At 71.6% G+C, this 26,947-nt stretch carries 8 protein-coding genes (1 of these 8 cut by a window edge); 4 read left to right on the forward strand and 4 right to left on the reverse strand.

The genetic code is table 11. The features are described from left to right. Both WMF39_RS13015 and WMF39_RS13020 read left to right on the forward strand, forming a co-directional pair. Positions 1-6,694, forward strand: the final stretch of a protein-coding gene (locus tag WMF39_RS13015; protein WP_437745842.1) for an SDR family NAD(P)-dependent oxidoreductase. The gene continues 14,930 nt to the left of window position 1, outside the view; the window shows 6,694 of its 21,624 coding nt (coding positions 14,931-21,624); its start codon lies beyond the left edge, outside the window; its stop codon occupies positions 6,692-6,694. After that, a complete protein-coding gene (locus WMF39_RS13020) occupies positions 6,691-17,379 on the forward strand; it encodes an amino acid adenylation domain-containing protein (RefSeq protein WP_437745843.1) in 10,689 nt (3,562 codons plus the stop codon). Before WMF39_RS13015 ends, WMF39_RS13020 begins: the two co-directional genes overlap by 4 nt. 300 nt (positions 17,380-17,679) lie before the next feature. On the opposite strand, the gene WMF39_RS13025 is transcribed toward WMF39_RS13020, so the two are convergent. After that, positions 17,680-17,835, reverse strand: a complete 156-nt coding sequence (locus WMF39_RS13025; protein ID WP_437745844.1) for a hypothetical protein — start codon at positions 17,833-17,835, stop codon at positions 17,680-17,682. A 527-nt stretch (positions 17,836-18,362) separates the two neighbouring features. After that, a complete protein-coding gene (locus tag WMF39_RS13030) occupies positions 18,363-20,048 on the reverse strand; it encodes a recombinase family protein (protein ID WP_437745845.1) in 1,686 nt (561 codons plus the stop codon). Between the two features lie 303 nt (positions 20,049-20,351). On the opposite strand from WMF39_RS13030, the gene WMF39_RS13035 reads away from it, so the two are divergent. Further along, a complete protein-coding gene (locus WMF39_RS13035) occupies positions 20,352-21,017 on the forward strand; it encodes a hypothetical protein (RefSeq protein ID WP_437745846.1) in 666 nt (221 codons plus the stop codon). Between the two features lie 102 nt (positions 21,018-21,119). Here WMF39_RS13035 and WMF39_RS13040 read toward each other — a convergent pair whose 3' ends face one another. Together WMF39_RS13040 and WMF39_RS13045 are read right to left on the reverse strand one after the other, a co-directional pair. Beyond that, on the reverse strand, positions 21,120-22,427 hold the full coding sequence (locus tag WMF39_RS13040) for an ammonium transporter (protein ID WP_437745847.1): 1,308 nt from the start codon (positions 22,425-22,427) through the stop codon (positions 21,120-21,122). A gap of 180 nt (positions 22,428-22,607) precedes the next feature. Then, entirely contained in the window at positions 22,608-24,260 is a 1,653-nt protein-coding gene (locus WMF39_RS13045; RefSeq protein ID WP_437745848.1) for a 4-alpha-glucanotransferase, read from the reverse strand. A 300-nt stretch (positions 24,261-24,560) separates the two neighbouring features. Between WMF39_RS13045 and glgX the strand changes: the two genes are divergently transcribed. Continuing rightward, positions 24,561-26,891, forward strand: coding sequence for a glycogen debranching protein GlgX (gene glgX, locus WMF39_RS13050; protein ID WP_437745849.1), 2,331 nt, complete (start codon positions 24,561-24,563; stop codon positions 26,889-26,891). Positions 26,892-26,947 lie beyond the last annotated feature (56 nt).

Below are 26,947 nucleotides of genomic sequence, written 5' to 3' on the forward strand. Positions count from 1 at the left end.
GCGCGGCCGCCGGTACGTCCCGCGGCTGATCGAGGCGCCGCCGGGCCAGGGCGAGCGCGACCGGACGCCGGTGAGGCCGGACGGCACCGCGCTGGTCACGGGCGGGCTGGGGGCTCTGGGCCTCGAGGTGGCGCGATGGCTCTGGGAGCAGCATCGCGTGCAGCACCTCTTGCTTGTCGGTCGACGGGCGCCGTCCGAAGACGCCCTCGCGACGATCGAGCGGCTGCGCGATGAGGGGGCGCGGGTGACGGTCGCCCAGGCGGACGTCGCGGATCCCTCGGCGCTGCGGGCGCTCCTCGACGTCGTGCCCGCGGAATGGCCGCTTCGCGGGGTCGTCCATGCGGCGGGGGTGCTCGACGACGGGGTGCTCGCCGAGCAGACCGCGGCGCGCTTCGAGCGCGTCATGGCGCCGAAGATCCGGGGCGCGTGGGGCCTCCATGAGGCGACCAGGGGCGCGGCGCTGGACTATTTCGTGCTCTTCTCGTCGGCCACGTCGTTGCTCGGCAACGCGGGCCAGGCCAATTATGCCGCCGCGAACGCGTTCCTCGACGCGCTCGCGCACCTCCGCCGCGCCGAGGGGCTGCCGGCCCACAGCCTGCACTGGGGTCCCTGGAAGGGCGACGGGATGGCGGCGGGCCTCTCCCCCGCGGCGCGGGCGCGCCTCGCCCGCATGGGGGTGAGCCTGATCGAGCCCCTGCGCGGGCGCTCGCTCCTCGGCCATGCGCTCCTGCGCCCCGAGGCCGAGCTCCTCCTGATGCCCATCGACCTCGCCGCCGCGCAGCGGTCGTTCGGCGCCGAGCTCCCGCCGCTGTGGCGGGAGCTCCTCGCGCCGAAGGCTGGGAGCCTTAAGGCCGGCGCGACGGGGCTCGCGGCGCGGCTGCTCCGGCTCGACGCCGCGGCACGCCGCGCGGAGGTCGAGGGCATGGTGCGGGCGGAGATCGCGAAGGTGCTGTCGCTGCCGTCGAGCGACGACGTACCGGAAGACCGGCCGCTCCAGGAGCTCGGGCTGGACTCGTTGATGGCGCTGGAGCTCCGCGGCGCGCTGTCCAGGCAGATCGGCGGGGCGCTGTCCGCGACGCTGGCCTTCGATCACCCGACCGTGCGCGCTCTCTCCCGCCACCTGCTCGAGAAGGTGCGGGTCGAGGAGGCGCCGAGCGACGCCCGCGCTCCCGCGCCGCGCGCGGCGGCCGCCACAGAGCCCATCGCGATCGTCGGATTCGGCTGCCGCTATCCAGGCGGCGTGCGTGACGCCGAGAGCTTCTGGAAGCTGCTCGCGGACGGCGTGGACGCCATCCGCGAGGTGCCGAAGCAGCGCTGGGACATCGACGCGCTGTACGACCCGGATCCGGACGCGCCCGGCAAGATGATCACCCGCCACGGCGGCTTTCTCGACGACATCGACCTGTTCGATCCGGCGTTCTTCGGCATCTCGCCGAGGGAGGCCAGGAAGATGGATCCGCAGCAGCGACTGCTCCTCGAGACGAGCTGGGAGGCGCTCGAGAGCGCGGGGCTCGTGCCCGAGCAGCTGATGGATAGCGACACCGGCGTGTTCGTCGGGCTTATGTACCACGAGTACGCGACGCTGGCGGCCGGCGCGCCCGAGGCGCTCGACGGCTACGTGGGGACCGGGAGCTCGGGGAGCATCGCGTCGGGTCGCATCTCGTACTGGCTCGGCCTCAAGGGCCCGAGCCTCACGGTGGACACGGCGTGCTCGTCGTCGCTCACGACGATTCACCTGGCGTGCCAGAGCCTGCGCTCGGGCGAGTGCACCATGGCGCTGGCCGGGGGCGTGGCGCTGATGCTCACGCCCGCGGCGCACGTGGAGTTCAGCCGCCTGCGCGGCCTCGCCCGCGACGGCCGGTGCAAGAGCTTCGACACCTCGGCCGACGGCGTCGCCTGGAGTGAGGGCTGCGGCATGGTCGTGCTGAAGCGCCTGTCGGACGCGGAGCGCGACGGCGATCCGATCCTGGCCGTGATCCGTGGCTCGGCCGTCAATCAGGATGGCCGGAGCCAGGGCCTGACGGCGCCGAACGGTCCATCGCAGGAGGCGGTGATCCGTCAGGCCCTCACCCAGGCCGGCGTGAGCCCGGCGTCGATCCAGTACGTGGAGGCGCACGGGACAGGGACGCCGCTCGGGGATCCGATCGAGGTCCAGGCGCTCGGGGCCGCGCTCCGCGAGGGGCGGAAGCCCGAGGAACCGGTGCGGATCGGCTCGGTGAAATCCAATTTCGGACATACGCAGGCAGCGGCCGGCGTGGCCGGCGTCATCAAGACCGTGCTCGCCATGCAGCGCGGGTGGATCCCGCGGAGCCTGCATTTCACCGAGCCGAGCCCGCACATCCCCTGGTCGGAGCTGCCGGTCCAGGTGGTGTCGGAGGCGGTCCCCTGGGCGGCGAACGGGAGGCCCCGGATCGCCGGGGTCAGCTCGTTCGGGTTCAGCGGGACCAACGCGCACGTCGTGCTCGAGGAGGCGCCGCGGCGAGAGCGGACGGAGGCTCCCGCGACCGGGCCGTCGAGCTACCTGCTGCCGCTCTCGGCGAGGAGCCCGGAGGCGCTGGTGGCGCTGGCGAGCTCGTGGGGGGCGCTCCTGTCGGCGCCGGACGCACGCGTGCGCGACCTGGTTTTCACGGCGGGCGCGCGGCGGAGCCATCACGAGCACCGCCTCTCGGTCCTGGGGGCGGGCCGCGAGGAGCTGGCGGCGGCGCTGGACGCCTTCGCGCGCGGCGAGCGCCCTGCAGGCGTGCTCGAAGGCAAGGCGCTGCAGGCGCCGCCGCGGGTGGTGTTCGTGTTCCCCGGGCAGGGCTCGCAATGGGCGGGCATGGGCCGGCAGCTCTTCGCCGAGGAGCCCGCGTTCCGCGGCGCGCTCGAGGCGTGCGACGCCGCGCTCCGGCCCCACGCCGGCTTTTCAGTGATCGAGGCCATGGCCGAGCCCGAGGAGCGCTCGCGGCTCGGCGAGACGGAGGTGGCGCAGCCGGCGCTGTTCGCGATCGAGGTGGCGCTGGCCGCGCTCCTCGGGTCGTGGGGCATCGCGCCGGAGGCTGTGATCGGGCACAGCGTCGGCGAGATCGCGGCGGCCCATGTCGCCGGGATCCTGGAGCTCGACGAGGCCGCGCGCCTCGTGGCGCTGCGTGCCCGGATCATGCAGCGGGCGACTGGGCAGGGGAAGATGGTCTCGGTCGCGCTGACCGAGGACGAGGCGAGGGCCGCCATTCAGGGGCACGAGCAACGGGTGGGCGTCGCGGCGGTGAACGCCCCCCGGCGCGTGGTGCTCTCGGGAGACGCGGCCGCGCTCGATCAGGTGGTGGAGCGACTCGCGGCGCAGGGGGTCGCGTGCCGGGAGCTGCCGGTCAACTATGCCTTCCATAGCCCCCAGATGGATTCGCTGGGCGACGAGCTCGTCGCGAGGATCGGCCCGCTCGCGCCGCGGCGCGCGAGGCTCCCGATGATCAGCACCGTCACGGGGGCGCCGATCTCGGGTGAGGAGCTCGACGCCGGCTACTGGGGAAGGAACATCGTCCAGACGGTGCGCTTCGCGCAGGCCGTCGGCGCGGCATGGACGCCAGCGCATCCGCTGTTCGTGGAGGTGGGGCCGCACCCCGTCCTGTCGCTCGACGTCGAGCAATGCCTCGAGGACCACGGGGGCGCGAGGCGCGTCGTGACGACGCTGCGGCGTCGCAAGGAAGAGCGCCGGTGCGCGCTGATGGCGGTCGGCGCGCTGTACGCGCATGGCTACGCCGTCCCGTGGCAGAAGCTTCACCCGGAGGGCGGACGGGTCGTCCCGCTGCCGAATTATCCCTGGCAGCGCGAGCGGTACTGGATCGAGGCGCCCGCCCGGCCTCCGCGGCAGTCGGCGCCGGCGCGCGACGGGTCGTCGCATCCTCTGCTCGGGACGGCCATGCGCCTGTCGGCGCTTCCCGGCGTGCACCTTTGGGAGCAGACGTTGCGGAGCGATACGCCTGCGTACCTGGCGGATCACCGCGTGGGGGGAGAGGTGGTGCTCCCTGCGGCCGGATTCGTGGAGATCGCGCTCGCGGCGGGAGCCGAGCTCTTCACCGGGGCCATGCTCTCGATCGAGGGCATGACCCTCGAGAGCATGCTCTCCCTCGCGGCGGACGGTGAGCGGATCATCCAGACGATCGTCACCGACGGCGGCGATTCGGCGGCGACCTTTCAGATCGCGAGCCGTGCCGGCGGCGAAGCAGGCTGGCAGCGGCACGCGGCGGGGAAGGTGCGAGCGATCCAGGGCGACGCGCAGCCCCGGCCCGTGGCGGAGCGTCCAGCAGCGCTGCGTGCGCGGCTCAGGGCCACGCGCTCGGGGGCGGAGCACTACGAGCGCCTGCAGGCGTTCGGGCTCGATTACGGGCCTGCGTTCCAGGGCGTCGTCGAGCTCGCGTGGGGCGAAGGCCAGGCGCTCGGGCGCGTGCGCCTTCCCGAGCCGATCGAGTTTGGCGGCCACAGGCTGCATCCGGCGCTCCTGGACGCGTGTTTGCAGGTGTCGGCCGGCCTCTCCGCGGCCGCGGGCGAGGGCGCGGCGGAAGCTCCCTACGTGCCGGTGGCGATCGCGGCGCTGCACGTGCATCGATGGCCGGGGCGTGAGGTGTGGGTGCTCGCGGCGATATCCGCCGATCAGGGCACGGACGAGCGCGAGCGTGCCGTCGATCTCCGGTTGATGGATGAGGACGGCGCGCTCTTGGTCGAGCTCGATGGGCTGCGCCTGCGCCGGATCGAGGGAGCGCGGCGAGCACGCGACGGCCTCGGCGAGCACCTCTTCGAGGTGGTGTGGAAGCAAGCAGATCCCTCGCCCGAGGACGATCGTGCGGGCCTTGCGCGCGAGGGCGTGTGGCTCGTCCTCTCGGATCGAGGCGGCGTGGGGGAGTCCCTGCGCGCGCTGCTCGCGGCCCGTGGGCAGCGCTGCGTCCAGGTCGTGGCGGACACGCACTACGCGCAGATCGCGCCGGATCTCTACCGGATCGATCTCCGGAGCCGAGAGGACTACGGCCGGCTGGTCCGCGACGCGCTCGGCGAGCGCGGGCCCTGCCTCGGCGCGGTGCACCTCTTCAGCCTGGACGCCGTGCCGTTCGAGCAGGCCACGCCGGAGGGCGTCGAGGAGGATCTCGCGCGCGGGGCCCTCAGCGCCGCCTACCTCGCGCAGGCGCTGCTGCGGCAGGGATGGCGGGACACGCCGCGGCTCGTCCTGGTCACCCGGGGCGCGCAGTCCACGGCGGGCGACGACGGCCCCGCGGTCTCTCAGGCGCCGCTCTGGGGCCTCGGGCGGACCATCGCGCTGGAGCATCCGGAGCTCCGATGCACGCGGATCGACCTGGATCCTGCCGCGGGGGCCGGCGACGCCGAGCTCCTGCTCCGCGAGTTCGTCGCGCGGGACCGCGAGGACCAGATCGCGCTGCGGGGAGGCGACCGGCTCGTCGCGCGGATCGCGCGCGGGCACATCGCGGCGGGGGCGCGGGGCCCCTATTCGCTGCACGCAGAGGACCGGTACCTGATCACGGGCGGGCTCGGCGGGCTCGGCCTCGCGCTCGGGCGCTGGATGGTCGAGCGCGGCGCGAGGCACCTCGTACTCGTGGGGCGCCGCGGCCCCGATGAGCGCGCCCGCGAGGCCATTGGGGCGATGGAGGCGGCCGGCGCGCGCGTGCTCGTGGCGCAGGCCGACGTGTCCCGGCGAGAGGACGTCGAGCGGCTCATCGCGCACCTGCGGCTGGACGGACCGCCGCTCCGCGGCGTCGTGCACGCGGCGGGGGTGCTGGACGATCACACCCTGCTCGAGCTCTCCGCAGAGAGCTTCAGGACGGTGCTCGCCCCCAAGGCGCTCGGGGCGCTCCACCTGCACCGGGCGACGCAGAGCGAGGCGCTCGCTTTCTTCCTCGTGTACTCGTCCGCCGCGGCGCTCTTCGGATCGCCGGGTCAGGGCAACTACACGGCAGCGAACGCTTTCCTCGATGCTCTCGCGCGGTTCCGCGACCGGGCCGGGCACCCGTCGATGAGCATCCAGTGGGGGCCGTTCGCGGAGGTGGGCATGGCCGCGGCAGCGGATGTCCGGGGCCAGCGGCTCGAGGCCCGAGGCGGGAGGAGCTTCACCCCGGCGGAGGGCCTCGAGGTGCTCGCGCGGCTGTTCGAGCACCCCCGGCCGGAGATCGGCGTCGCGCGCTTCGACGCGCGGCAGTGGCTCGAGTTCTACCCGCGGGCGGCGGTGCTCCCGTTCTTCGCGGCGCTCCGCGAGGAGGCGGGCGCCCCGCGCGCGACCCGGGCCGAGGCGCGGCGGCTGCTGGAGGCGGCAGCCCCCGCGGCGAGGGAGCGGATCCTGGTGCGGCACCTCGTCGAGCAGGTGGCGGACGTGCTGCGCGTCGATCCCTCGAGGCTCGATCCCGGAGCGCCCCTGCAGAGCTTCGGCGTGGACTCGCTGATCAGCCTCGAGGTCCGCAACCGGCTGGAGGACAGCCTCTCCCTGCGGCTGCCGGCGGCGACGCTGTTCACCTACCCGACCGTGGCGTCGCTCGCGCGCCACCTCCTGGCGGAGATCGACGCCGCGGAGCCGGGGCAGCAGGCGAGACCCGCGGCGGAGCCAGCGCGAGAGAACGGCGCGCGGCGCGCGGAAGAGGTGATCGGAGACATGACGGAGCACGAGGCGGCGGTCGCCGTCGAGGCGGAGCTCGCGGCACTGGAGGACTACCTGACATGATCGGCGTGCGACCTGCGACATCCACCGAGTACGCTCCAGGGGGAGAGGGCAACGGCGCTGCGCCCGCGGCGGAGCTCTCGCCGCTCCAGCGCGCCCTCCTCGCGCTCCGGAAGGCGCGGGCCGTGATCGACGACCTCGAGCGCGCGAAGGCGGAGCCCATCGCGATCGTCGGGATGGCGTGCCGCTTCCCGGGCGGGGCGAGCTCGCCGGAGGCGTTCTTCCGCCTGCTCGAGGACGGCGTCGATGCCGTCACCGAGGTGCCCGGCGACCGCTTCGCGCCGGGCATTCCGGGCCGCGATCCGGCGGATCCCGCCGCGCGGGCCACCCGCTGGGGCGCGTTCCTGAAGGAGGACCTCCGGCTCTTCGACGCGGCCTTCTTCGGGATCTCGCCCAGGGAGGCGAGCGCCATGGATCCTCAGCAGCGCCTGCTCCTCGAGGTGGCGTGGGAGGCCCTCGAGCGCGCCGGGCAAGCGGCGGACCGCCTCGCTGGGAGCCGCGCCGGCGTGTTCCTCGGGATCATGAGCACCGACTACGCCGAGCTCTCCCTCACGGCCGATCCGGTAGGGCAGGACCTCTACCTGGCGACCGGCAATGGCCATTGCTTCCCGGCCGGCCGGCTCTCGTACACGCTCGGTTTCATGGGACCGAGCCTGGTGGTGGACACCGCCTGCTCGTCCTCGCTGGTCGCCGTGCACCTCGCCTGCCGGAGCCTGCGGAGCGGCGAGAGCTCGCTCGCGCTCGCTGGCGGGGTGAGCCTCATGCTGTCGCCCTCGTCGGCGCGCGCCACGGCCAAGCTCGGGGCGCTCTCGCCCGACGGGCGGTGCCGGAGCTTCGACGCGGGTGCGAGCGGCTACGTGCGGGGAGAGGGGTGCGGGATCGTCGTGCTCAAGCGCCTCTCCGACGCCGTGCGCGACGGCGATCCGATCCAGGCCGTGATCCGCGGATCCGCGGTGAACCAGGACGGCCGGTCGACCGGGCTGACGACGCCGAACGTGCTCTCGCAGCAGGCCCTGCTGCGGCAAGCGCTGGAGGACGCCCGCGTCGCGCCGGAGGACGTCGGGTACGTCGAGACGCACGGGACCGGCACGCCGCTCGGGGATCCGATCGAGATCGAGGCGCTCCGGGCGGTGCTGGGCAAGCCGCGGGCGGACGGATCGCGCTGCATGCTCGGGGCCTTGAAGACCAACATCGGGCACCTGGAGGCGGCGGCGGGCGTGGCGGGCCTGATCAAGGCCGTCCTGTGCCTCCAGCGCGCCGCGATCCCACCGAACCTTCATTTCGAGGCGCTCAACCCGCGCATCTCGCTCGACGGGACGCCCTTCTCCATCCCGACCGGGCGCGAGGCGTGGCCGGGCGCGAAGCCGCGTGTCGCGGGCGTGAGCTCGTTCGGGCTGAGCGGGACGAACGCGCACGTCGTGCTGGAAGAGGCGCCGCGGGGTGAGGGCGAGCCGGTCGAGGCGATCGAGGCGGCGGAGGCGTCGAGCGCGCTGCTGCCGATGTCCGCGAGGAGCCCGGAGGCGCTCGACGCGCTCGCGCGGGCGTACCGGGACCTCCTGCTCTCGGACGGCGCGCGGCTCCACGGCGTGGCGTTCACGGCGAGCACGCGGCGGAGCCACCTCGAGCACCGGCTCGCCGTGGTGGGGTCTTCCAGCGAGGAGATGGCGGCGGCGCTCGCGTCGTACCTCCGGGGCGAGGCGCCGGCGGGCGTCGCGCGGGGCCGCGCGTCGGGCCTGCCGCCGAAGGTGGTGTTCGTCTTCCCCGGTCAGGGCTCGCAATGGGCGGGCATGGGCCGCCAGCTCTTCGCGGAGGAGCCCGCGTTCCGTCTGGCGCTCGAGGCGTGCGACCAGGCGATCCGGCGCGAGGCCGGCTTCTCGGTGATCGAGGTGCTGGCGGCCGAGGACAGTGCGCGGCGGCTCGAGGCGATCGACGTGGTGCAGCCGGTGCTGTTCGCGATCGAGGTGGCGCTCGCGGCGCTGTGGCGGGCGTGGGGCGTCGAGCCCGACGCCGTGGTGGGCCACAGCATGGGCGAGGTGGCGGCGGCCCACGTGGCGGGCGCGCTGTCGCTGGAGGACGCCGCGGCCGTCATCTGCCGGCGCAGCCGGCTGCTCCGCCGCGTCAGCGGGCAGGGGGCCATGGCCATGTGCGAGCTGTCGATGGAGGAGGCCGAGGCCGAGCTCCGCGGCTACGAGGATCGGCTGAGCATCGCCGTGAGCAACGGCCCTCGCTCGACGGTGATCGCAGGCGAGCCGGCGGCGATGGACGAGCTCCTCGCCAGGCTGGAGCGGAAGAAGGTCTTCTGCCGGCGGGTGAAGGTGGACGTCGCGTCGCACAGCCCGCAGATGGATCCGCTGCGCGAGGAGCTCGTGGCCGCCCTGCGTCAGGTGGCGCCGAGGGCCGCCTCTCTCCCGATGCGGTCGACGGTGACCGGGGCGCCGGCGCGAGGCGACGAGCTCGGCGCCTCGTACTGGGCCGACAACCTGCGCCGGCCGGTGCTGTTCGCGCGCGTGATCCGCGATCTCGTCGACGCCGGCCACGCGCTGTTCCTGGAGATGAGCCCGCACCCCATCCTGACGCCGTCGGTCGAGGAGCACCTGCACGGCAGCGGGCGGCAGGGCGCGGCGATCGCGTCGCTCCGGCGGGAGTCCGATGCGCGGCGGTGCTTGCTGGAGGCGCAGGCGGCGCTCTACGCGCACGGATACGCCGTACCCTGGAAGACGCTCGCCCCGCAGGTCAACCGCACCGTGCTCCTGCCGACCTACCCCTGGCAGCGCGAGCCGTACTGGCTCGACGCTCCCGCCGCGCAGGCCACGCGCTTGCGGCAGGCAGCGGCACGAGGAGGCCGGACGCACCCGCTGCTCGGGGCGTCGACGAGCCTGTCGGCGCTGCCCGGCGCGCACCTCTGGGAACAGGCGCTGCGCCGCGAGGCGCCTGGCTATCTGGAGGAACACCGCGTGCTGGACGAGGTGGTGCTCCCGGCGGCCGCCTATCTGGAGATGGCGCTCGCGGCAGGCGCAGCGCTGTTCCGCGGGGAGACGGGGGGAGAGCCGCCCTCGTGGGTCGGGGCGACCGTCTCGATCGAGGCCATGGTCGTCGAGCGCATGCTCGTGCTGCCGGAGGGCGGCGAGCCGATCGTGCAGACCGTCTTGACCGACGAGGGCGCCGGGCTGGCGTCGTTCCAGATCGCGAGCCAGGCCGGAGCGGGACGGCCGTGGCAGACGCACGCGACCGGGCGCGTGCGGCGCGCCAGCCATCGGGAGGCGCCGGAGCACACCGGCGAGGCGATCGACGAGCTGAAGCGGCGCCTCTCGCCGGGCTTGCCCCGGGCATCGTATTACCGCCGCGCCGAGGCTGCAGGCATCCAGTACGGCCCCGCGTTCCAGGGGGTCCTGGAGCTCTGGGCAGGCGACGGCGAGGTGCTGGGGCGGGTGCGCTTGCCCGACGACCTCGACGACGCGGGCTACAGCGCGCACCCGGCGTTGCTCGACGCATGCTTCCAGGTCCTCGGGGGGCTCTTCTCCGGCGCGGAGACGTCGGCGAGCGAGGCCTACGTGCCGGTGGGGATCGGGCGGTGCCGGCTCATCAGGCGCCCGGGGCGCGAGGCGTGGGTCGCGGGCGCGCTCCGCGCCGCCCCGGAGGCCGGCCCCGACGAGCGTGTCTTCGACCTGTGGATCCGCGACGAGGCAGGGAGTGTGATCGCAGAGATCACGGGCTTTCGTGTCCGGCGGCTCCCGGCGCCGACGCGCGCCGACGCGCTCGAGGGGTGCGTGCTCGAGCTCGCGTGGCGCCGCGTGGACCCCCTGCCGGCGGTGGACCTCCCGGGCGCCGGCGCCTGGCTTCTGCTCGCGGATCGGAGCGGCGTGGGCCACTCCCTGCGGGCGCGGCTGACGGTTGGCGGGCGTCGGTGCATCACGGCCTTCGCGGGCTCCTCCTACCGCAAGATCGAGCCTGACCTCTACGAGATCGACCCGTCGAGCAGGGGCGATCTTTCCCGACTGCTCCGCGACGCGTTCGGCGAGGCGGAGCGCTGCCTGGGCGCCGTGCACCTCTTCAGCCTGGACGCCGCCCCCTTCGAGCAGGCCACGCCGGAGAGCGTGCAGCGCGACCTCACCCGCGGGGCCGTCAGCGCCGCCTACCTCGCGCAGGCGCTCGTGCAAGCGGGCCCGGAGGGCGCGCCCCGGCTGTTCCTGGTGACGCGCGGGGCGCAGGTGGTCGCCGCGGATGACGTGGCGAGCGTCTCGCAGGCGCCGATCTGGGGGCTCGGGCGCACGATCGCGCTCGAGCACCCGGAGCTCGGCTGCACGCGCGTCGATCTGGATCCTCGCCGCGACGACGGCGAGGCGCTGCTGCTCCTTCGAGAGCTCGCCGCCGGCGGCCGTGAGGATCAGATCGCCCTGCGCTCCTCGGCGCGTCACGTGGCGAGGATCGTCCGCGGGCGCTTCGAGCCCGACGAGGGTCTTGAAGCGGAGCCCCGCCTCGAGCCCGCGGACGGGCGGGCGTTCCGCCTCGAGGCGCCGTCGCCCGGCGTGCTCGAGCGTCTCGCGCTCCACGTCATGCGGCGGAGGCCGCCGGGGCCCGGTGAGGTGGAGATCGAGATCGAGGCCGCGGGCCTCAATTTCCTCGACGTGCTCAAGGCCATGGGCACGTGCCCCGGCGTTCCGCCTGGCCCCGTGCCGCTCGGGGGCGAGTGCGCCGGACGCGTGACGGCCGTCGGCGACGGCGTGGCCGGGCTCGAGGTCGGGCAGGAGGTGGTCGCCGTTGCCCCCGCGGCGTTCGCCTCACACGCCACGACGCCCGCGCCCTACGTGGCCCCGAAGCCGGCGGGGCTGAGCTTCGCGCAGGCGGCGACGCTCCCGGTGGTGTTCATGACCGCCTGGTATGCGCTCCACCACGTGGGCAGGGCCCGCCGCGGCGAGAGCATCCTGATCCATGCGGGCGCGGGCGGGACGGGGCTCGCCGCGATCCAGATCGCGCGGATGCTCGGGCTCCGGATCTTCGCGACGGCGGGCAGCGAGGAAAAGCGCGCATACCTCCGCGACCTCGGCCTCGAGGGCGTGATGGACTCGCGCTCGCTCGCGTTCGCGGACGAGATCCTGGCCGCTACCGGCGGGCGGGGCGTCGATCTTGTGCTGAACTCGCTCTCCGGCGAGGCGCTCGTGAAGAGCCTGGAGGTGCTCGCGCCCTACGGCCGCTTCCTGGAGATCGGCAAGCGGGACATCTACGACAACACGCGCATCGGGCTCGTGCCTTTCCGGAAGAGCCTGTCCTACAGCGCGATCGACCTCGCGGGGATGTCGGCGGAGCGGCCGGAGCTGTTCGCGTCGCTGCTCGTGGAGGTGATGGAGCACGTGGAGGCGGGGCGCTTCGCGCCGCTGCCGGTCCGGGTGTTCGCGGCGTCCGAGGCCGAGGACGCGTTCCGCTTCATGGCGCAGGCCAAGCATGTCGGAAAGATCGCGCTCGCCATGACGGACCCGGACGCCCGTGTCGTGCCGGAGGGGCCCGCCGGCGCGGAGCTCCGGCCCGCGGAGCAGAAGCGCTCGCGCGCGATCGGCGTCCGCCCGGACGGGAGCTACCTGATCACGGGTGGGCTCGGGGGGCTCGGGCTCTCGCTGGCGCAATGGCTGATCGACCGGGGAGCGAGGCACCTCGCGCTCGTGGGGCGTGGCGCGCCGCGGGAGGAGGCGCGCGCGGCGCTCGGCGCCATGGAAGCTGCGGGCGCGCGCGTCGAGTGCCTGCAGGCGGACGTGTCCCGGCGGGAGGAGGTCGAGCGGATCCTCTCCATCATCGAAGCGCGGATGCCACCGCTCCGCGGCGTCGTGCACGCGGCGGCGGTGCTGGACGATCACACCCTGCTCGAGCTCTCGGAGGAGAGCTTCCGGAAGGTCTTCGCGCCGAAGGCCCTCGGCGCGCTCCACCTGCACGCGCTGACGGCAGGCAAGGACCTCGATTTCTTCGTGCTCTACTCCTCGGCGGCCTCGCTCTTCGGCTCGCCGGCCCAGGGCAATTACACGGCGGCGAATGCTTTCCTCGACGCGCTGTCGCGCTGGAGAGCGCGCATGGGCCTGCCCGCGATGAGCGTCCAGTGGGGCGCGTTCTCGGAGGTGGGCCTCGCGGCTGCGCAAGAGAACCGGGGAGCGCGCCTCGAACAGCGGGGCGCCCGGAGCCTGTCGCCGGCCGAGGGCCTCGCGGCGCTCGCGCGTCTCTTCGAGCATCCCCGGGCGGAGGTCGGCATCGCGAGGATCGACGTGCGGCAATGGACCGAGCTCTTCCCCCGGCTCGCCGGCACGCCGTTCCTGTGCGAGCTGGACGAGGGAGCGCCCGACCGGAGCGAAGGCGGCGCCGGGCTCCTCCGGCAGCAGCTCGCGGGCGCCGCCGCGGGAGAGCGGATGCGCCTCCTCGTGGAGCATCTGACCGAGCAGCTCTCGCGCGTGCTCCGCATGGACCCCGCCAGGATCGCCCCGCGCTCCCCCCTGCGGGACCTGGGCGCCGACTCGCTGATGAGCCTCGAGCTGCGCAACCGCCTGACGTCGAGCCTGGGCATCCCGATCGGGGCGACCGTGTTGCTCACCCACCCGGATCTCGCCTCTGTGGCCGAGCACCTCGCGTCCAGGCTGGGGCTCGAGGTGGGCGACGGGCCCATGCCGCCACTGGCCGCTGCGCCGCCCGCCGATGCGCAGCCCGACGAGCGCGCCGGGATCCCCCTCTCCCATGGCCAGCGCGCCCTGTGGTTCCTGTACCGGATCGCGCCGGAGAGCGCCGCGTACATCGTCGGCACGGCCGTGCGCGTCCGGTCCAGGATCGACGTGGACGCGCTCCGGCGGGCGGTCGCGCACGTCGTCCGGCGGCACCCGGTGCTCCGGACGACGTACGCCGCGCGCGACGGCGAGGTAGTCCAGCACGTCGATGAGCGGGGCGAGGCGCTCTTCGAGGTGATGGACGCCTCCGCGTGGCGCGACGAGGAGCTCACCGGCCGCGTCGGCGCGTTCGCCAACCGCACCATCGACCTCGAGCGCGGCCCCGTGATGCGCGTGCAGATCTTCTCCCGCGCGCCGTCCGATCACGTGCTGCTCGTCACCACGCACCACATCGCGATGGATCTCTGGTCGCTCAGCATCCTCCTGGAGGAGCTGTCGACGCTCTATGTCGCGCACGAGGCCGGGGCTCGCGTGGACTTGCCGCCGGTCCAGCACTCCTATGCGGACTTCGTGCGCTGGCAGCAGGCGATGCTGGAGAGCGCGGAGGGAGAGCGGCTCTTCGCGTACTGGAAGGAGGAGCTCCGCGGGGAGCTCTCGCCGCTGGAGCTGCCGGCGGATCGACCTCGGCCCAGGTCGCAAACGTACCGTGGCACGTCACGTTCGTTCGTGGTGCCTCCGGCGCTCGGCGTCCGGCTCAAGGAGCTCTGCCGCGTCGAGGGGACCACCGTGTTCACTGTCCTCCTCTCCGCGTTTCAGGTCTTGCTCCGTCGGTGGTCCGGGCAGGACGACATCCTCGTCGGCTCGCCCGCCGCGGGCCGCAGCCAGGAGGCCTTTCAGTCGGTCGTCGGCTATTTCGTCAACCCGGTGGTCCTGCGAGCCGATTTCAGCGACGATCCCGATTTCAGGACCGCGCTCGCGCGGACGCACAGGAAAGTGCTCGGGGCCATCGAGCACCAGGACTACCCCTTCTCGCTGCTCGTGGAGCGGCTCGGCGTACCCCGGGATCCGTCGCGATCCCCCGTGTTCCAGGCGATGTTCGTCCTGGAGCGGTCGCACCGCTCCGAGGACGTGGCCGCGCTGGTCGTTGGCGAGGAGGGCGCGAACCTGACGTTCGGAACGTTGCAAGGGACGGCCATGACGCTGCCGGATCGCGGCGCGCAGGTCGATCTCTCCCTGATGATGGCCGAGGCGGCCGGACGCTTCTCCGGATCCTTCCATTACAATACGGATCTCTTCGACGATGACACCCTCGCGCGGATGGAGGGGCATTTTCTGACCTTGCTGGAGAGCATCGCGCGGGCGCCGGAACAGCGGGTATCGGAGCTCCCGCTGCTCGGGGCCGACGAGCGCGAGCGGTTGCTCGTGTCGTGGAACGACACGCGGGCGAGCTACCGCGAGGGCGCGTGCGTCCACGAGATCGTCGAGGCGTGGGCGGAGAGGACGCCGGATGCGACGGCGGTGGTATTCCAGGAGGAGCGCCTCTCGTACCGCGCGCTGAACGCGAGGGCGAACCGGCTCGCGCGCCGCCTGCGCGCCGCGGGGGTGAAGCCCGACACCGTGGTCGGTCTGTGCATGGATCGTTCACCCGAGATGCTCGTGGGGATGGTCGGGATCCTGAAGGCCGGGGGGGCCTATTTGCCGATGGATCCCGGCTACCCCGCCGAGCGGCTCAGGTTCATGCTGGCCGACGCCGACGTCCGCGCGATCGTCACGCGCGCGGCCTGCGCCGAGGCCCTGCCGCCGCACCCCGCGCGCAGGATCGTGGTCGACGAAGCCCTGGAGGCCACCTCCTCTCAGGAGGACGTCAATCCGGCGCCGAGCGCGCGGCCGGATCACCTGGCCTACGTGATTTACACCTCCGGCTCGACGGGGTTACCCAAGGGCGTTGCCTGCCATCACGCGGGCGTGCTGAACCTCATCGATCATTTCCAGCGGCTGCAAGCGCTGATGCCTGGCGACACGTCGAGCTTCTGGTCGAGCCAGTGCTTTGACGCCTCGGTTTACGAGATCTTCTCGGCGCTCCTCACGGGCGGCGCGATCGACATCCCTCCGGACGACGTTCGCGTCCGCGCCGACGCCTTCATCGCCTGGCTGGGCGAGAGGAAGATCCGAGGCGCCTACATCCCGCCGTTCATGGTGGATCACCTGCACGACGCCCTCGCCGCGGGCGGCGGACCGACGTCCCTTCGCCGGATCATGGTGGGCGTGGAGCCCCTCTCGGAGCGGACCCTCGCGCGCATTGCCGCGAGCGTCCCCGGGCTCCGCGTCATCAACGCCTATGGTCCCACCGAGACCACGGTCTGCGCCGCGCTGTACCCCATCGATCCCGAGGTTGCGCCGGACCAGCGGGCTCCGATCGGGCGCCCCGTTCAGAACATGCAGTGTTACGTGCTCGGGCGTGGCCTCCAGCCCGTGCCCACCGGTGTTCCCGGCGAGCTGTACGTGGGCGGCCTGGGGGTGACCCGCGGCTACCTGAACCGCCCTGATCTGACGGCAGAGCGGTTCCTGCCGGATCCGTTCTCGAACAGCCCCGGAGCCCGCATGTACCGCACCGGCGACAAGGTCCGGTGGCGCGCCGACGGGAACCTCGAATTCCAGGGCCGGCTCGATCATCAGGTGAAGATCCGGGGCCACCGGATCGAGCTCGGCGAGATTGAGAGCGTGCTGCAGCGACACCCGGCGGTGCGCGAGGCCGCCGTCCTCGCGCGAGAAGACCGGCCCGGCGACAAGCGCCTCGTCGCCTACGTAGTCTTGCGCGATCCCTCGGGGAGCTGCACGGCGAGCGACCTGCGGAAGGCGCTGCAGCTCGAGCTGCCAGACTACATGGTTCCGTCCACGTTCGTGTGGCTCGACGCCATGCCACTGACGTCGAGCGACAAGATCGACCGGCTCTCGTTGCCTCCGCCGCCCCGGACTCGCGGGGAGCGGGACGGGGCGCTGGCGGAGCCGCGGGACGCGCTGGAGCTCGATCTGGTGCGGATCTGGGAGGAGGTCTTGGCCGTCTCCCCGGTCGGGATTCACGACGACTTCTTCTCGCTCGGCGGCCACTCGCTCCTGGCCGTATCGCTGATGAGGCGCGTCGAGCAGCGATGCGGCCGGAAGCTCCCCATCGACGTCCTCTTCCGGGCGCCGACCGCCGGGAGCATGGCGGCGCTCCTGCGCGACAAGGCGGAGCCGGAGCCATGGTCACCGCTGGTCGCGATCCAGCCTGCCCAGCGGGGGCGCCCCTTCTTCTGCGTGCACGGTCTGGTGGGCACGGTCATGGTGTTCGTCCCCCTGGCACGCTACATGGGCAAGGATCGCCCGTTCTACGGGCTCCAGGCGCAGGGGCTCCTCGACGACCAGCCGCCCTGCGACGACATCGAGGCGATGGCGACCCGGTACATCGAGGCGATCCGCGCCGTGCAGCCCGAAGGTCCGTACCAGCTGGGAGGGTTCTCGTTCGGCGGGCTCGTGGCCATCGAGATGGCGAGGCAGCTCCGAGAAGCCGGTCAACAGATCGCGCTCCTCGCCGTCCTCGATACGGCGCCCCCCGATTTCATGAAGCGCAGCGCGCCCGAGGACGGTCCCGCAGCCCTGATCGAGATGGCCAAGGGCCTGGGCGTGGACTTCTCACTCGACGAGCTCAACGCGCTGCCGCCGGAGCAGCGGCTCGCCTATGCGCACGACCGCATCCTCGCCGTCGGGGTCCTGCCTCCTGAGCTCTCCCCCGAACGGCTGATGGCGCATATCGACGCGCACGTGAGCGCCGGTCGAGCGTACGCGCCGCGAATCCCCTGCCGGATGACGTTCTTCCGCGCGCTCGATGCCGGATGGTATACGTCCGGTTCGAGCCTGCTCCCGGACTTCCGCGACGAGTGGAGCGCCTGCTCGCCTCACCCGGTCATCAGTCACGACGTCCCTGGGACACACTTCTCGATGATATTCGAGCCCCACGTGCGGACGTTGGCGGAGCGACTCCGGGCGTGCCTTGACGAGGTCGACCCGTCATAGGTGGACGAGGACCAACGGGCGTGCGTGTGTGCTCGACCTGGGAGATGAGAGCGCCTGACCCCAATCCGGTCAGTCAAGTCCTATCGTTCCGCTCGTGCGCCTCGGGGCAGACTTGAGTGTGGACCAGCAATACGGCCCGGGTCTTCCTGCGCACCATCCTTGCCGCCTGGGGCGCGTGCTCCTGTGTGCATGCCCCGCCGCGTCGCGTGTGGGACGGAAAATCCGCACGGAAAACCTGAAGTAGAAGCGCCAGGATCTCCGGCTCGGCCAAGATGTCTTCCGGCGTTCCGGCGCTCTACGTTAGATCCAGAAGTCGAACAGCCGCTTCAGCATCTTCTTTGGGTTGAGGTCTATCTTATGAACGATCTCGATCTTTCCGGGTATGCCAAGGTTCGACCTCTCGGCGGGATTGTTCGTCTTCAAACGCTTCACTTTGATGACCTTGTGCCGCTTCATGCTTCCTCTCTCGCCAGTCAGAGGGAGAGCATACTACCCGCAAGAATGGATTCGATGCCCCGTACGCCTTATTCCCCTGTCCGGCTCGGCCCTCGCCATGCTGACAGCGCACCGGAGGTGCATCCTTCGTCCTCGGCGCTCCGCTGTCGCGCGTGTCGCGTCCGACATGCCGCTTCACGCAGCCGGACGGGAACAGTTCAGTTTTTGTCGTAGGCTCGTACGTCTGCAGCCCGCCGCGGTTCGCGCTAACATCGACGATGCCGGACGTGCTCACTAGGTCTATTCGAGCCAGGGCGTCCGCAGCCGCGGGCGCGTCCGTCCGGCCGAGCGGCACAAACGACATGCGCACCATCGTCAGGGACAAAGCGCGCATCCGCCGGTGAAGCAGCGTCTCGTTATCCGTCGTCTCGCGTGCGCCCCGTCCGCGGCTGCTTCGCCTGGGAGGGCAGCGGCCCGCGCTACCACGCGCGCCGTCCTCTCGCTCAGCCTGGTGGCCGACGCGCGGCCTGGCGGAGCGGTCAATGCTGCTAACGCTCGATGGACGCCGGAGCACGTTCCGGCGACCCGAGGTAGTCACACGCGGACATGGACGGCGCAGGAAGCGCAGCGACGATCGGCGGGAAGGAGGCGACGGGTGCCGGGGCAGGGAGCGCAACGGCGATCGGCGCAGGGCGAAGCGCTGGCAGTTCTTGCCCCCCATGCGCCGCTGATATCCCTGACGGATCGCGCCACGTGATCCTGATCTGCTTGTCCTTCGTGGCCTCCACTTTCGAGGAGAACGCGCGGAGCAGCGCTCGCTGAACATCGACCGGCAGAACGCTCCACTCATTGACTATCTGCTGGACATATGCATGTGCGTGCTTCCGAGTCTCGACAGTGTCGTTGCCGACCGTCTCGTTGAACTCGGCTTCCTTCGCCTCGATTGCTGCAAGCGCGTCATCAAGGCGATTCAACTCCATCTTCACGTCCTCGACCGTGAAGAGTCCCTTTGCAACAAATTCAACAACTCGCTGTCGCGCGATCTTGATCTCCCGGCGCTGGGCGGCAAAATCCGGCTTCTCGATCCGGCGCGGCGGTCGAGTAAGCGAGGTGAGGAGCGAGCGAGCGAACGCCAAGAACTGCTCTCCCGCAGCGGCGTCCGCGTCGGGCTGGCGGAGCCATGCCGAGGACTTGCACCGCACGCCCTTCTCTTTTTGCTCCACGTGACCACGACAGACATAATAACCCACCTTATGCCGGCTCTTGCAGTCCACCGGAACGGCAGCAACGCCGCCGCCGCATTCCGCGCAACGGCAGATGCCACGGAGCAAGTGGTTAGCTGTCGCAGACGCGGCCTGGGGCTTCCTCCCACGGCGACGGCCTCTCAACGCAAGCTGAGCATTGTTGAATGTCTCATCGTCGATGATCGCCTCATGTGCAGGAATCCACTCGGCCGGAAGTTGCACGACGCCGCGCGTGGCGCTCGGCCGCACGCTGGTCTTTGCGACACGGCCCGTGTAGGTTCGGTTGCGCAGCGCGGTAACAACCCAGGCGCGCCCGAACGCCTTGATGCTGCCGTACTCTTGACGGAGCCGCTTAGCGGTCGCGAATACGCTATAGCCTTCAAGGCAGAGCGCGAACATGCGACGCACCACCGCGGCGTGCTCCGGAACCACGCGGAGGGGGAGCGGCGTCTTCGTGCCTTTGGGCTTCGGTTGGCGTTCGTAGCCGAACGGCGGATGCCCTTCGACGAAGTACCCTTGGGCGCGCAGGTGCTTCCGCCCTCCTTCGGTTCGCTCCTTGATCCGACGGCGCTCCTGCTCCGCCCCGACCGCCCAATTGGCGAGCGTGTCCTCCGCCATCGGCGATCGCGAATCGAACCCCTTGTCAACGGCGACGAACACGGCGCCCTTGCGCATGATCTGACGAACGTTCTTGACAATGAAGACCACGTCGCGCCCGAAGCGGTCGATGTCCGTCACGATGACCATGTCCCCCCGGCGGACGTCCGCCAGGAGCGCGGCGACCTTCTTCCGGTTCGCCTCGTTCTCCTCGCCGCCGCTCTCTACTTCCGGGAACAGGATCGGCTCCGGCAGCGAATGGAGCCGGCAGTAGTTGCCGATCTTCTCGGCCTGGGCGTCCAGGGAGACGCCTGCGATCTCCTGCTCCCTCGTGCTGACGCGCGGGTAGCCGAGCGTCCGCCGGATCGCGGCGTTGGGGGTTGCGTCTTTCATTTGTTTCACCTGTCGGAAAGGATGATCGTAGTTCAGCCCGTCCGGCTGAGCAAATCGCCGGTTTTGGCCTGAATTTCGGCCTCCTCTGCGTGTACTAAAAGTTCCGCTACTCTGGAGCAGGTGGGCGAAGGCGCTGCTGTCCTCGATCCCGCGCGCCGCGGGCGCCAAGCAGCGGCCGGCGGGCGGCCCCCTCTGCCGGACCGCCGCGCCCTGGCGCGCAGGCACGCCGGCGTATGGTAAAAATGTCCTGTGCCTTCCATGAACCCGGTGCGTTCCCCTCGGCTCCACTCCGTCTCGGCGGGATTGCGACGATGGCTTCCCCGGGCGCTGGCCGGCGCGTGCTGCGCCTGGGCGATGGGCTGCGCGGAGAGCGCGCCCTCCTCGACGGCTCCGGCGGCGCGGGTCGCCTCGACGGCGCGGGCGGCTGCGCCGGCGACCGCCGCGAGCGCCGCGCCCGCCGGCACGCCGCCGGCGTCTCCGCCGGCAGAGGGGGAGCGACCTGGCGACGCGCCGGTGCGCGAGCGCTGGGTCGGTACGCTGACGCTGACGAAGGGCTCGCAGCCCCTCATCGCCGGGAGAATCCTGTCGATCGAGGACGCCGAGCGCTGGCTCGGCCCCGAGTGGCGCGTGCTGGCCGGGCAGCGCGTCCGCGTGCTGGCGGTGCTGCGGGACCACGTCTGTGAGCCGCACGCTCAATGCATGATCGGGGGGATCATCCCGCTGCTGGAGCAGGTCGCGTCCGTCGAGCTGTGCAGCAGCGCGGGCTCCTCCGGCGGGGCGGCGGTCGTCGATTGCGCGCCGTCGCCCGCCCAGAAGGAGCGCTGCCAGGACGAGTGCCGCACGTTGAGCGAGGACTGCGGTCGGCGCGCTGACGGCGACCGCGGAGGGCTGCGCCGCTGCGGGTGCGCCAAGGTCACGTGCGAGCACGGCTGCGAGGAGACCGCAGAGCCCGCCTTCACGTGCAGGTGACCGCTCCCTGCCAGGAAGGGCAGGGGGCCAAGGGGACAAAACGACGAAGGCCGCCTGGCACCCGCCAGGCGGCCTCCGCGAGCGAGCCTCTGCTGCGCTGGATCAGGCGCTCTCGCGCACGAGGACGGGTGCCGCCGCCGGCCTGGGGCTCGGGGGCACGCTCTCGGCGGCGTGGGCGCCGCCCTCGCCGAGCGAGTAGGCCTCCTCGCCGTGGAGGACGCCGTCGAGGCCCTCGTCTTCCGTCTCCTCGTCGACCCGGAAGCCCATCACCGCGCTGATCCCCTTCACGAGCACGAAGGTGACCACCGCCGCGTAAGCCGCCGCGACCGCGGCCGCGATCGCCTGCTCGGTGAGCAGCGCCGAGTTGCCCTTGATGAGGCCGTCCTGGCCGGCCGAGTTCCACACCTTGGAGGCGAACACGCCGGTGAGCAGCGCGCCGAGCAGCCCGCCGACGCCGTGGATGCCGAACGCGTCCAGGCTGTCGTCATAACCCAGCTTGCCCTTCAGCATCACGGCGCCGTAACACACAGCGCCCGCCGCGAGCCCGATCGCGACAGACGCCATCGGGCCGACGAAGCCCGCCGCCGGGGTGATGGCGACGAGGCCCGCGACGAGCCCCGACGCCACGCCGAGGAGCGACGGCTTGCCGAAGCGCACGGCCTCGATCAGGGCCCACGCGAGCGCCGCGATCGCCGCGGCGATGTGCGTGTTCACGAACGCCACGGAGGCGAGCCCGTTCGCGGCGAGCGAGGAGCCGCCGTTGAAGCCGAACCAGCCGAACCACAGGAGGCCGGCGCCGAGCAGCGTCATGGTGAGGTTGTGCGGCACGATCTTGCGCGTCGGGTACCCCTTGCGCTTGCCGATCGCGATCGCGATCACGAGCGCGCTCGCGCCCGAGGCCAGGTGAACGACGGTGCCGCCGGCGAAGTCGAGCGCGCCGCGCGCGAGGAGCCACCCGCCCGGGTTCCAGACCCAGTGGCAGATCGGGCTGTAGACAAGGAGCGACCAGAGCAGCGTGAACACCACATACGACGAGAACTTGATGCGCTCCGCATAGGCGCCCGAGATCAGCGCCGGCGTGATGATGGCGAACATCATCTGGAACGCCATGAACAGGAGGTGAGGCACCGTCGTCCCGGCGCGCGGCTCGGTGCCAACGCCGTTCAGGAACGCGTAGTCGAAGCCGCCAATGAACCCGCCCTTGGATTCAGCGAACGCCATCGAGTACCCGAGCGTCACCCACGCCAGGGTCACGATCCCCATGGCGAAAAAGCTGTGCATGAATGTGCTGAGCGTGTTCTTCGTTCGGACCATGCCCCCGTAAAACAGGGCCAGCGCTGGCGTCATCAGCAGAACCATTGCCGACGAGACCAGGAGCCAGGTGGTGTCCGAGGCGTTGATTTCGTTCACTGGTGGCCTCCTCGACGGCGACACTAAGAGAAGGCAGTTTTCCGGAATGTTTCGTCGGCATATACTTCGCGACAGCACGAAACATACCGCGACGACGCAGCGAGTCAGCGCGCGGGCGCCTCCGCGGTCAGCGCGCTGGCCGACTCGCTCCTACAGCGCGTCGATGGATTTGCAGTGAGACTATCCGCGCCCGCTGGCCTCGATGCTCTCGCGCACCCGATCGAGCGCGGCCCGCACCTCGGGATCCCGATCGAGCGCAGCGGGCGGCGCCGGCAGCCGGAGCGACCAGTTCTGCGGCCCCACGGTCCCCGGGACGTTGATCCGATCGCGCGTGGCGAGCACGTCCTGGAGGAGCAGCAGCACGAGCTCGCTCGTCGAGCCGAGGATCAGGTCGAGCAACGCGCGGTGGGTCTCCTTCGTGAACTGCGGGCCGAGCTCTTGCCGGCGCGGCGCCAGCTGCGGCAGATCGAGGACCCCGGCGCGCTCCCGGTCGTCCCGCGACTCCCACCACACCACCACCGAGTCGGTGTCGTGCGTCCCGAAGCAGGCCACCGAGAGCGCCGGATACTGCGACGGATCCTTGAACACGACGTCATCCTTTTCCCAGATCAGCACCTTGTAGCCCGGCACCCCGAGCTCCGTGAGCGACTCCCGGACCCACCCCGGCACCGCGCCGAGATCCTCCGCCACGAGCTGCGCCCCGGTCTCCGCCGCCCCCGCCAGCATCGCCCCCACGACCCGATTGCCGTGCTCGCGCTGCTCCGGCTCCTCCGCCGGATCGAAGGTCGCCCTGGGCCGCTCGCCCCCCTGGCCCTGGCTCCCTTGCTCCGGGAAGATGTACGTCCGGTAGAAGCCGACCAGGTGATCGATGCGGAACCGGTCGTAGAGCAGCCCCGTGTAGCGGCAGCGCCGCCTGAGCCACGCGAAGTCGTTCTCGCGCATCCGGGCCCAGAAGTACGGCGGGAGCCCCCACCGCTGCCCCTCCGTGTCGAACTGGTCGGGCGGCGCGCCGACCGTCATGTCGTGCCGGAACTCGCCCTGGTGCGCCCACACGTCGGCGCTGTCGCGCGACACCATGAACGGGAGATCCCCCATGATCTCCACGCCCTTGCCCCGGAGATCCGCGCGCGCCGCCTCCCACTGCGCGTGCGCGAGCCACTGGACGTACTCGTAATAGAGGATGTCCCGCGCGCGCTCGCGCCGCAGCGCCTCGAGCGCGTCAGGCCTGCGCTCGCGGATCGCCTCGGGCCAGTCCCACCACGCCCTGCCCTCGAAGGCGTCCTTGAACACTCGGAACTGCGCGTAGTCGGGCAGCCAGTCCGACTGCCGCTTCACGAACTCGCCGAGCTCGGCCGCGCGCGGCGTCTGCTTCGCGTGGTGCTCGCGCTCGAACACGTCGAAGGCGAAGCGCAGCGCCCGCCCCTTCACGCGGCGCACGAGATCGTAGTCGACGCGCGCGCTGTTCCGCGCGCGATCGAGCGCCCCGAGGTCGTCGCCGAGCGCCTCGCCGAGGCGCTCCGCCGGGAGCTCGGGCACGGCGGACAGCGAGATGAACATCGGATCGATGCCGAACGCGGAGAGCGCCATGTACGGCGACGTCTCGCCCCCCGACACCTCGCCGAGCGGCAAGAGCTGCACGAGGCGCAGGCCCGCGGCGCGCATCCACGCGGCGAACTCGGGGAGATCGCCGATCTCGCCGATGCCCCACGAGCGATCGCTGCGCAGGGAGAAGAGCGGCACCGTCACGCCGGCGATGCGGCGGCGCGCGCCGGAACCGGGACCGGAAGGGGACGATGAGCTCTGGGACTGATTTTCAGCAGAGGGGGAAGACATGGGCGTTTTTCGCTTGGCTCCAGGCGTTCGGGGACGAAGTCTATCCCGGGTCGCGCCGCCCTGGATGCTCCTTCTGCGACCGTGCGGTAGCACCGCCGCGCCGCCGTCGAGGCCGCGGCCGCGGCCGCTGCCGAGCTCGCGACGAGGGCCGCGACATCGCGCGCGGCGCGAGGGCGGGCCCGCCGAGCGGCCGAACGGCGGGCGATCCCGGGGGCGGCGACCGAAAAATCAGGCCGCGCGCGCTTGTGTCTCGACAGCGGCGCCGATCTCGCGAATAGGGCGGCTTCACAGGTTTTTCAGATGACAAGACGCATATGGCCCGGCACGCCCACCCCACTCGGCGCCGTCTTTGACGGCGAAGGGGTCAACTTCACGCTGTTCTCCCAGTCCGCCACCAAGGTCGAGCTCTGCCTCTTCGAGGCCGTCGACGATGTCGTGGAGCGCGAGCGCATCGAGCTCCCCGAGCGGACGGCCCACATCTTCCATGGCTACGTGCCGGGGCTCAAGCCCGGCCAGCTTTACGGCTACCGGGTGCACGGGCCCTACGACCCGCGCTCCGGGCAGCGCTTCAACCCGGCGAAGCTCCTCGTCGATCCCTACGCGTACGCGCTCTCCAGCGAGCCGAACTGGAAGGCGCCGCTCTTCGCCTACGACCGCGGGGGGCACCCCGAGGGCGGCGCTGGCCGGCCCAAGGAGGCGGGCCGGGACGGCGCGGCGCCCGAGAAGGGCGAGGGCGGGCGCGCGGGCAAGACGGCGAGCGATCGCCGCGCCGCCGAGGCGCGCGGGAAGGACTCCACGCCGCCGCCCCCGCCGGCCCCGCTCGACGACCTGGAGATCTGCCACCGCGACAGCGCCTGGGGCGCGCCGAAGTCCGTCGTCGTCGACCACCGCTTCGCGTGGGACGGCGACCGGCCGCCGGCGACGCGCTGGCAGGACACGATCATCTACGAGGTCCACGTCAAGGGCTTCACCCAGCGGCACCCGGGCATCCCGAAGGAGCTGCGCGGCACCTACGCCGGGCTCGCCTCCGAGGCGGCGATCGCCCACTTCAAGAAGCTCGGCGTGACGGCGATCGAGCTGCTCCCCGTGCACGAGATGGCGAGCGAGCGCGAGATCTGGGAGCGCGGCCTCGTCAACTACTGGGGCTACAACACGCTCGCGTACCTCGCGCCCGCGGGCCGCTACTCGTCGAGCGGGCGGCTCGGCCAGCAGGTGACCGAGTTCAAGGCGATGGTGAAGGCGCTCCACGCCGCCGGCATCGAGGTGATCCTCGACGTCGTGTACAACCACACAGCGGAGGGGAACCACCTCGGCCCGACGCTCTCCCTGAAGGGGATCGACAACTGGACCTACTACCGGCTCGTGCCGCACAACCCGCGCTACTACATGGACTTCACGGGCTGCGGGAACACGGTGAACACGCGTCATTACCAGACGCTCCAGCTGGTGATGGACAGCCTGCGGTACTGGGTGACCGAGATGCACGTCGACGGCTTCCGCTTCGATCTCGCGTCGGCCCTCGCCCGCGGTCACCATGACTTCGACCGCCTGAGCTCGTTCTTCGACATCATCCATCAGGATCCCGTCCTCTCGCGCACGAAGCTCATCTCGGAGCCGTGGGACGTGGGCGAGGGCGGCTATCAGGTCGGCAACTTCCCGGTCCTCTGGACGGAGTGGAACGACCGTTACCGCGACTCGGTGCGCCGCTTCTGGAAGGGGGATCTGCTGGCGGCCGACCTCGGCTATCGGCTCACCGGGTCGAGCGATCTGTACGCGTCCAGCGGGCGCCGCCCTTACGCGAGCATCAATTTCGTGACGGCGCACGACGGCTTCACGCTGAACGATCTCGTCTCGTACAACGAGAAGCACAACGAGGCGAACGGCGAGGGCAACCGGGACGGCACGAACAACAACCACAGCTACAACCACGGCGTCGAGGGCCCCTCCAGCGACCCCGCGGTCGTCGAGCTGCGCGAGCGCCAGAAGCGCAACCTCCTCGCGACGCTCCTCCTCTCGCAGGGGGTGCCGATGATCAACGCCGGCGACGAGATCGGAAAGACGCAGCTCGGCAACAACAACGCCTACTGCCAGGACAACGAGCTCTCCTGGCACGACTGGGACCTCGACGAGCGGCGGAAGCAGCTCTTCGAGTTCACCTGCCGCCTCATCGCCCTGCGCCGCAGCCAGCCCGTGCTGCGCCGGCGGATGTTCTTCTCGGGCGGTTACGTGCACGGGAGCGGGCTCAAGGACATCGTGTGGTTCCGCCCCGACGGCGCCGAGATGACGCCGGAGGACTGGACCCACCCGAACGCCCGGGCGGTCGGCTACCTGCTCGGGGGCGACGCCCTCTCGGCGCTCGGTCCGCGCGCCGAGCCGATCTCCGGCGACACGCTGCTCGTGCTCATCAACGCGAACCACTCGCCGCTGGAGTTCGTGCTGCCCGCGATCGAGTTCGGCGAGCGGTGGGAGGTGCTCATCGACACCCGCACCGCCGGGGAGCCGGCGCGCACGGTGCCCGCGAGGGCAGGGGGAGAGCGCTACCTGCTCGTCGACCGGTCCGTGGCGGTGCTGCGGCTCCTGGAGCGCAAGGAGAAGAAGAAGGTCAAGCGGGTGAAGGCGCAGCGGGCGTAGCTGTCCCGACGCTCTCTCTCAGACGGCGATGAGTTGATGTCACCCGTGAAGTGCTT

Origin of the sequence: Sorangium sp. So ce1504, from assembly GCF_051521635.1 — a bacterium.
GTDB lineage: Bacteria > Myxococcota_A > Polyangia > Polyangiales > Polyangiaceae > Sorangium > Sorangium cellulosum_B.

Coding starts and splice junctions, on each gene's coding strand:
- WMF39_RS13020 (WP_437745843.1), top strand. CDS start 6,691: ATGATCGGCGTGCGACCTGCGACATCCACCGAGTACGCTCCAGGGGGA.
- WMF39_RS13025 (WP_437745844.1), bottom strand. CDS start 17,835: ATGAAGCGGCACAAGGTCATCAAAGTGAAGCGTTTGAAGACGAACAAT.
- WMF39_RS13030 (WP_437745845.1), bottom strand. CDS start 20,048: ATGAAAGACGCAACCCCCAACGCCGCGATCCGGCGGACGCTCGGCTAC.
- WMF39_RS13045 (WP_437745848.1), bottom strand. CDS start 24,260: ATGTCTTCCCCCTCTGCTGAAAATCAGTCCCAGAGCTCATCGTCCCCT.
- glgX (WP_437745849.1), top strand. CDS start 24,561: ATGACAAGACGCATATGGCCCGGCACGCCCACCCCACTCGGCGCCGTC.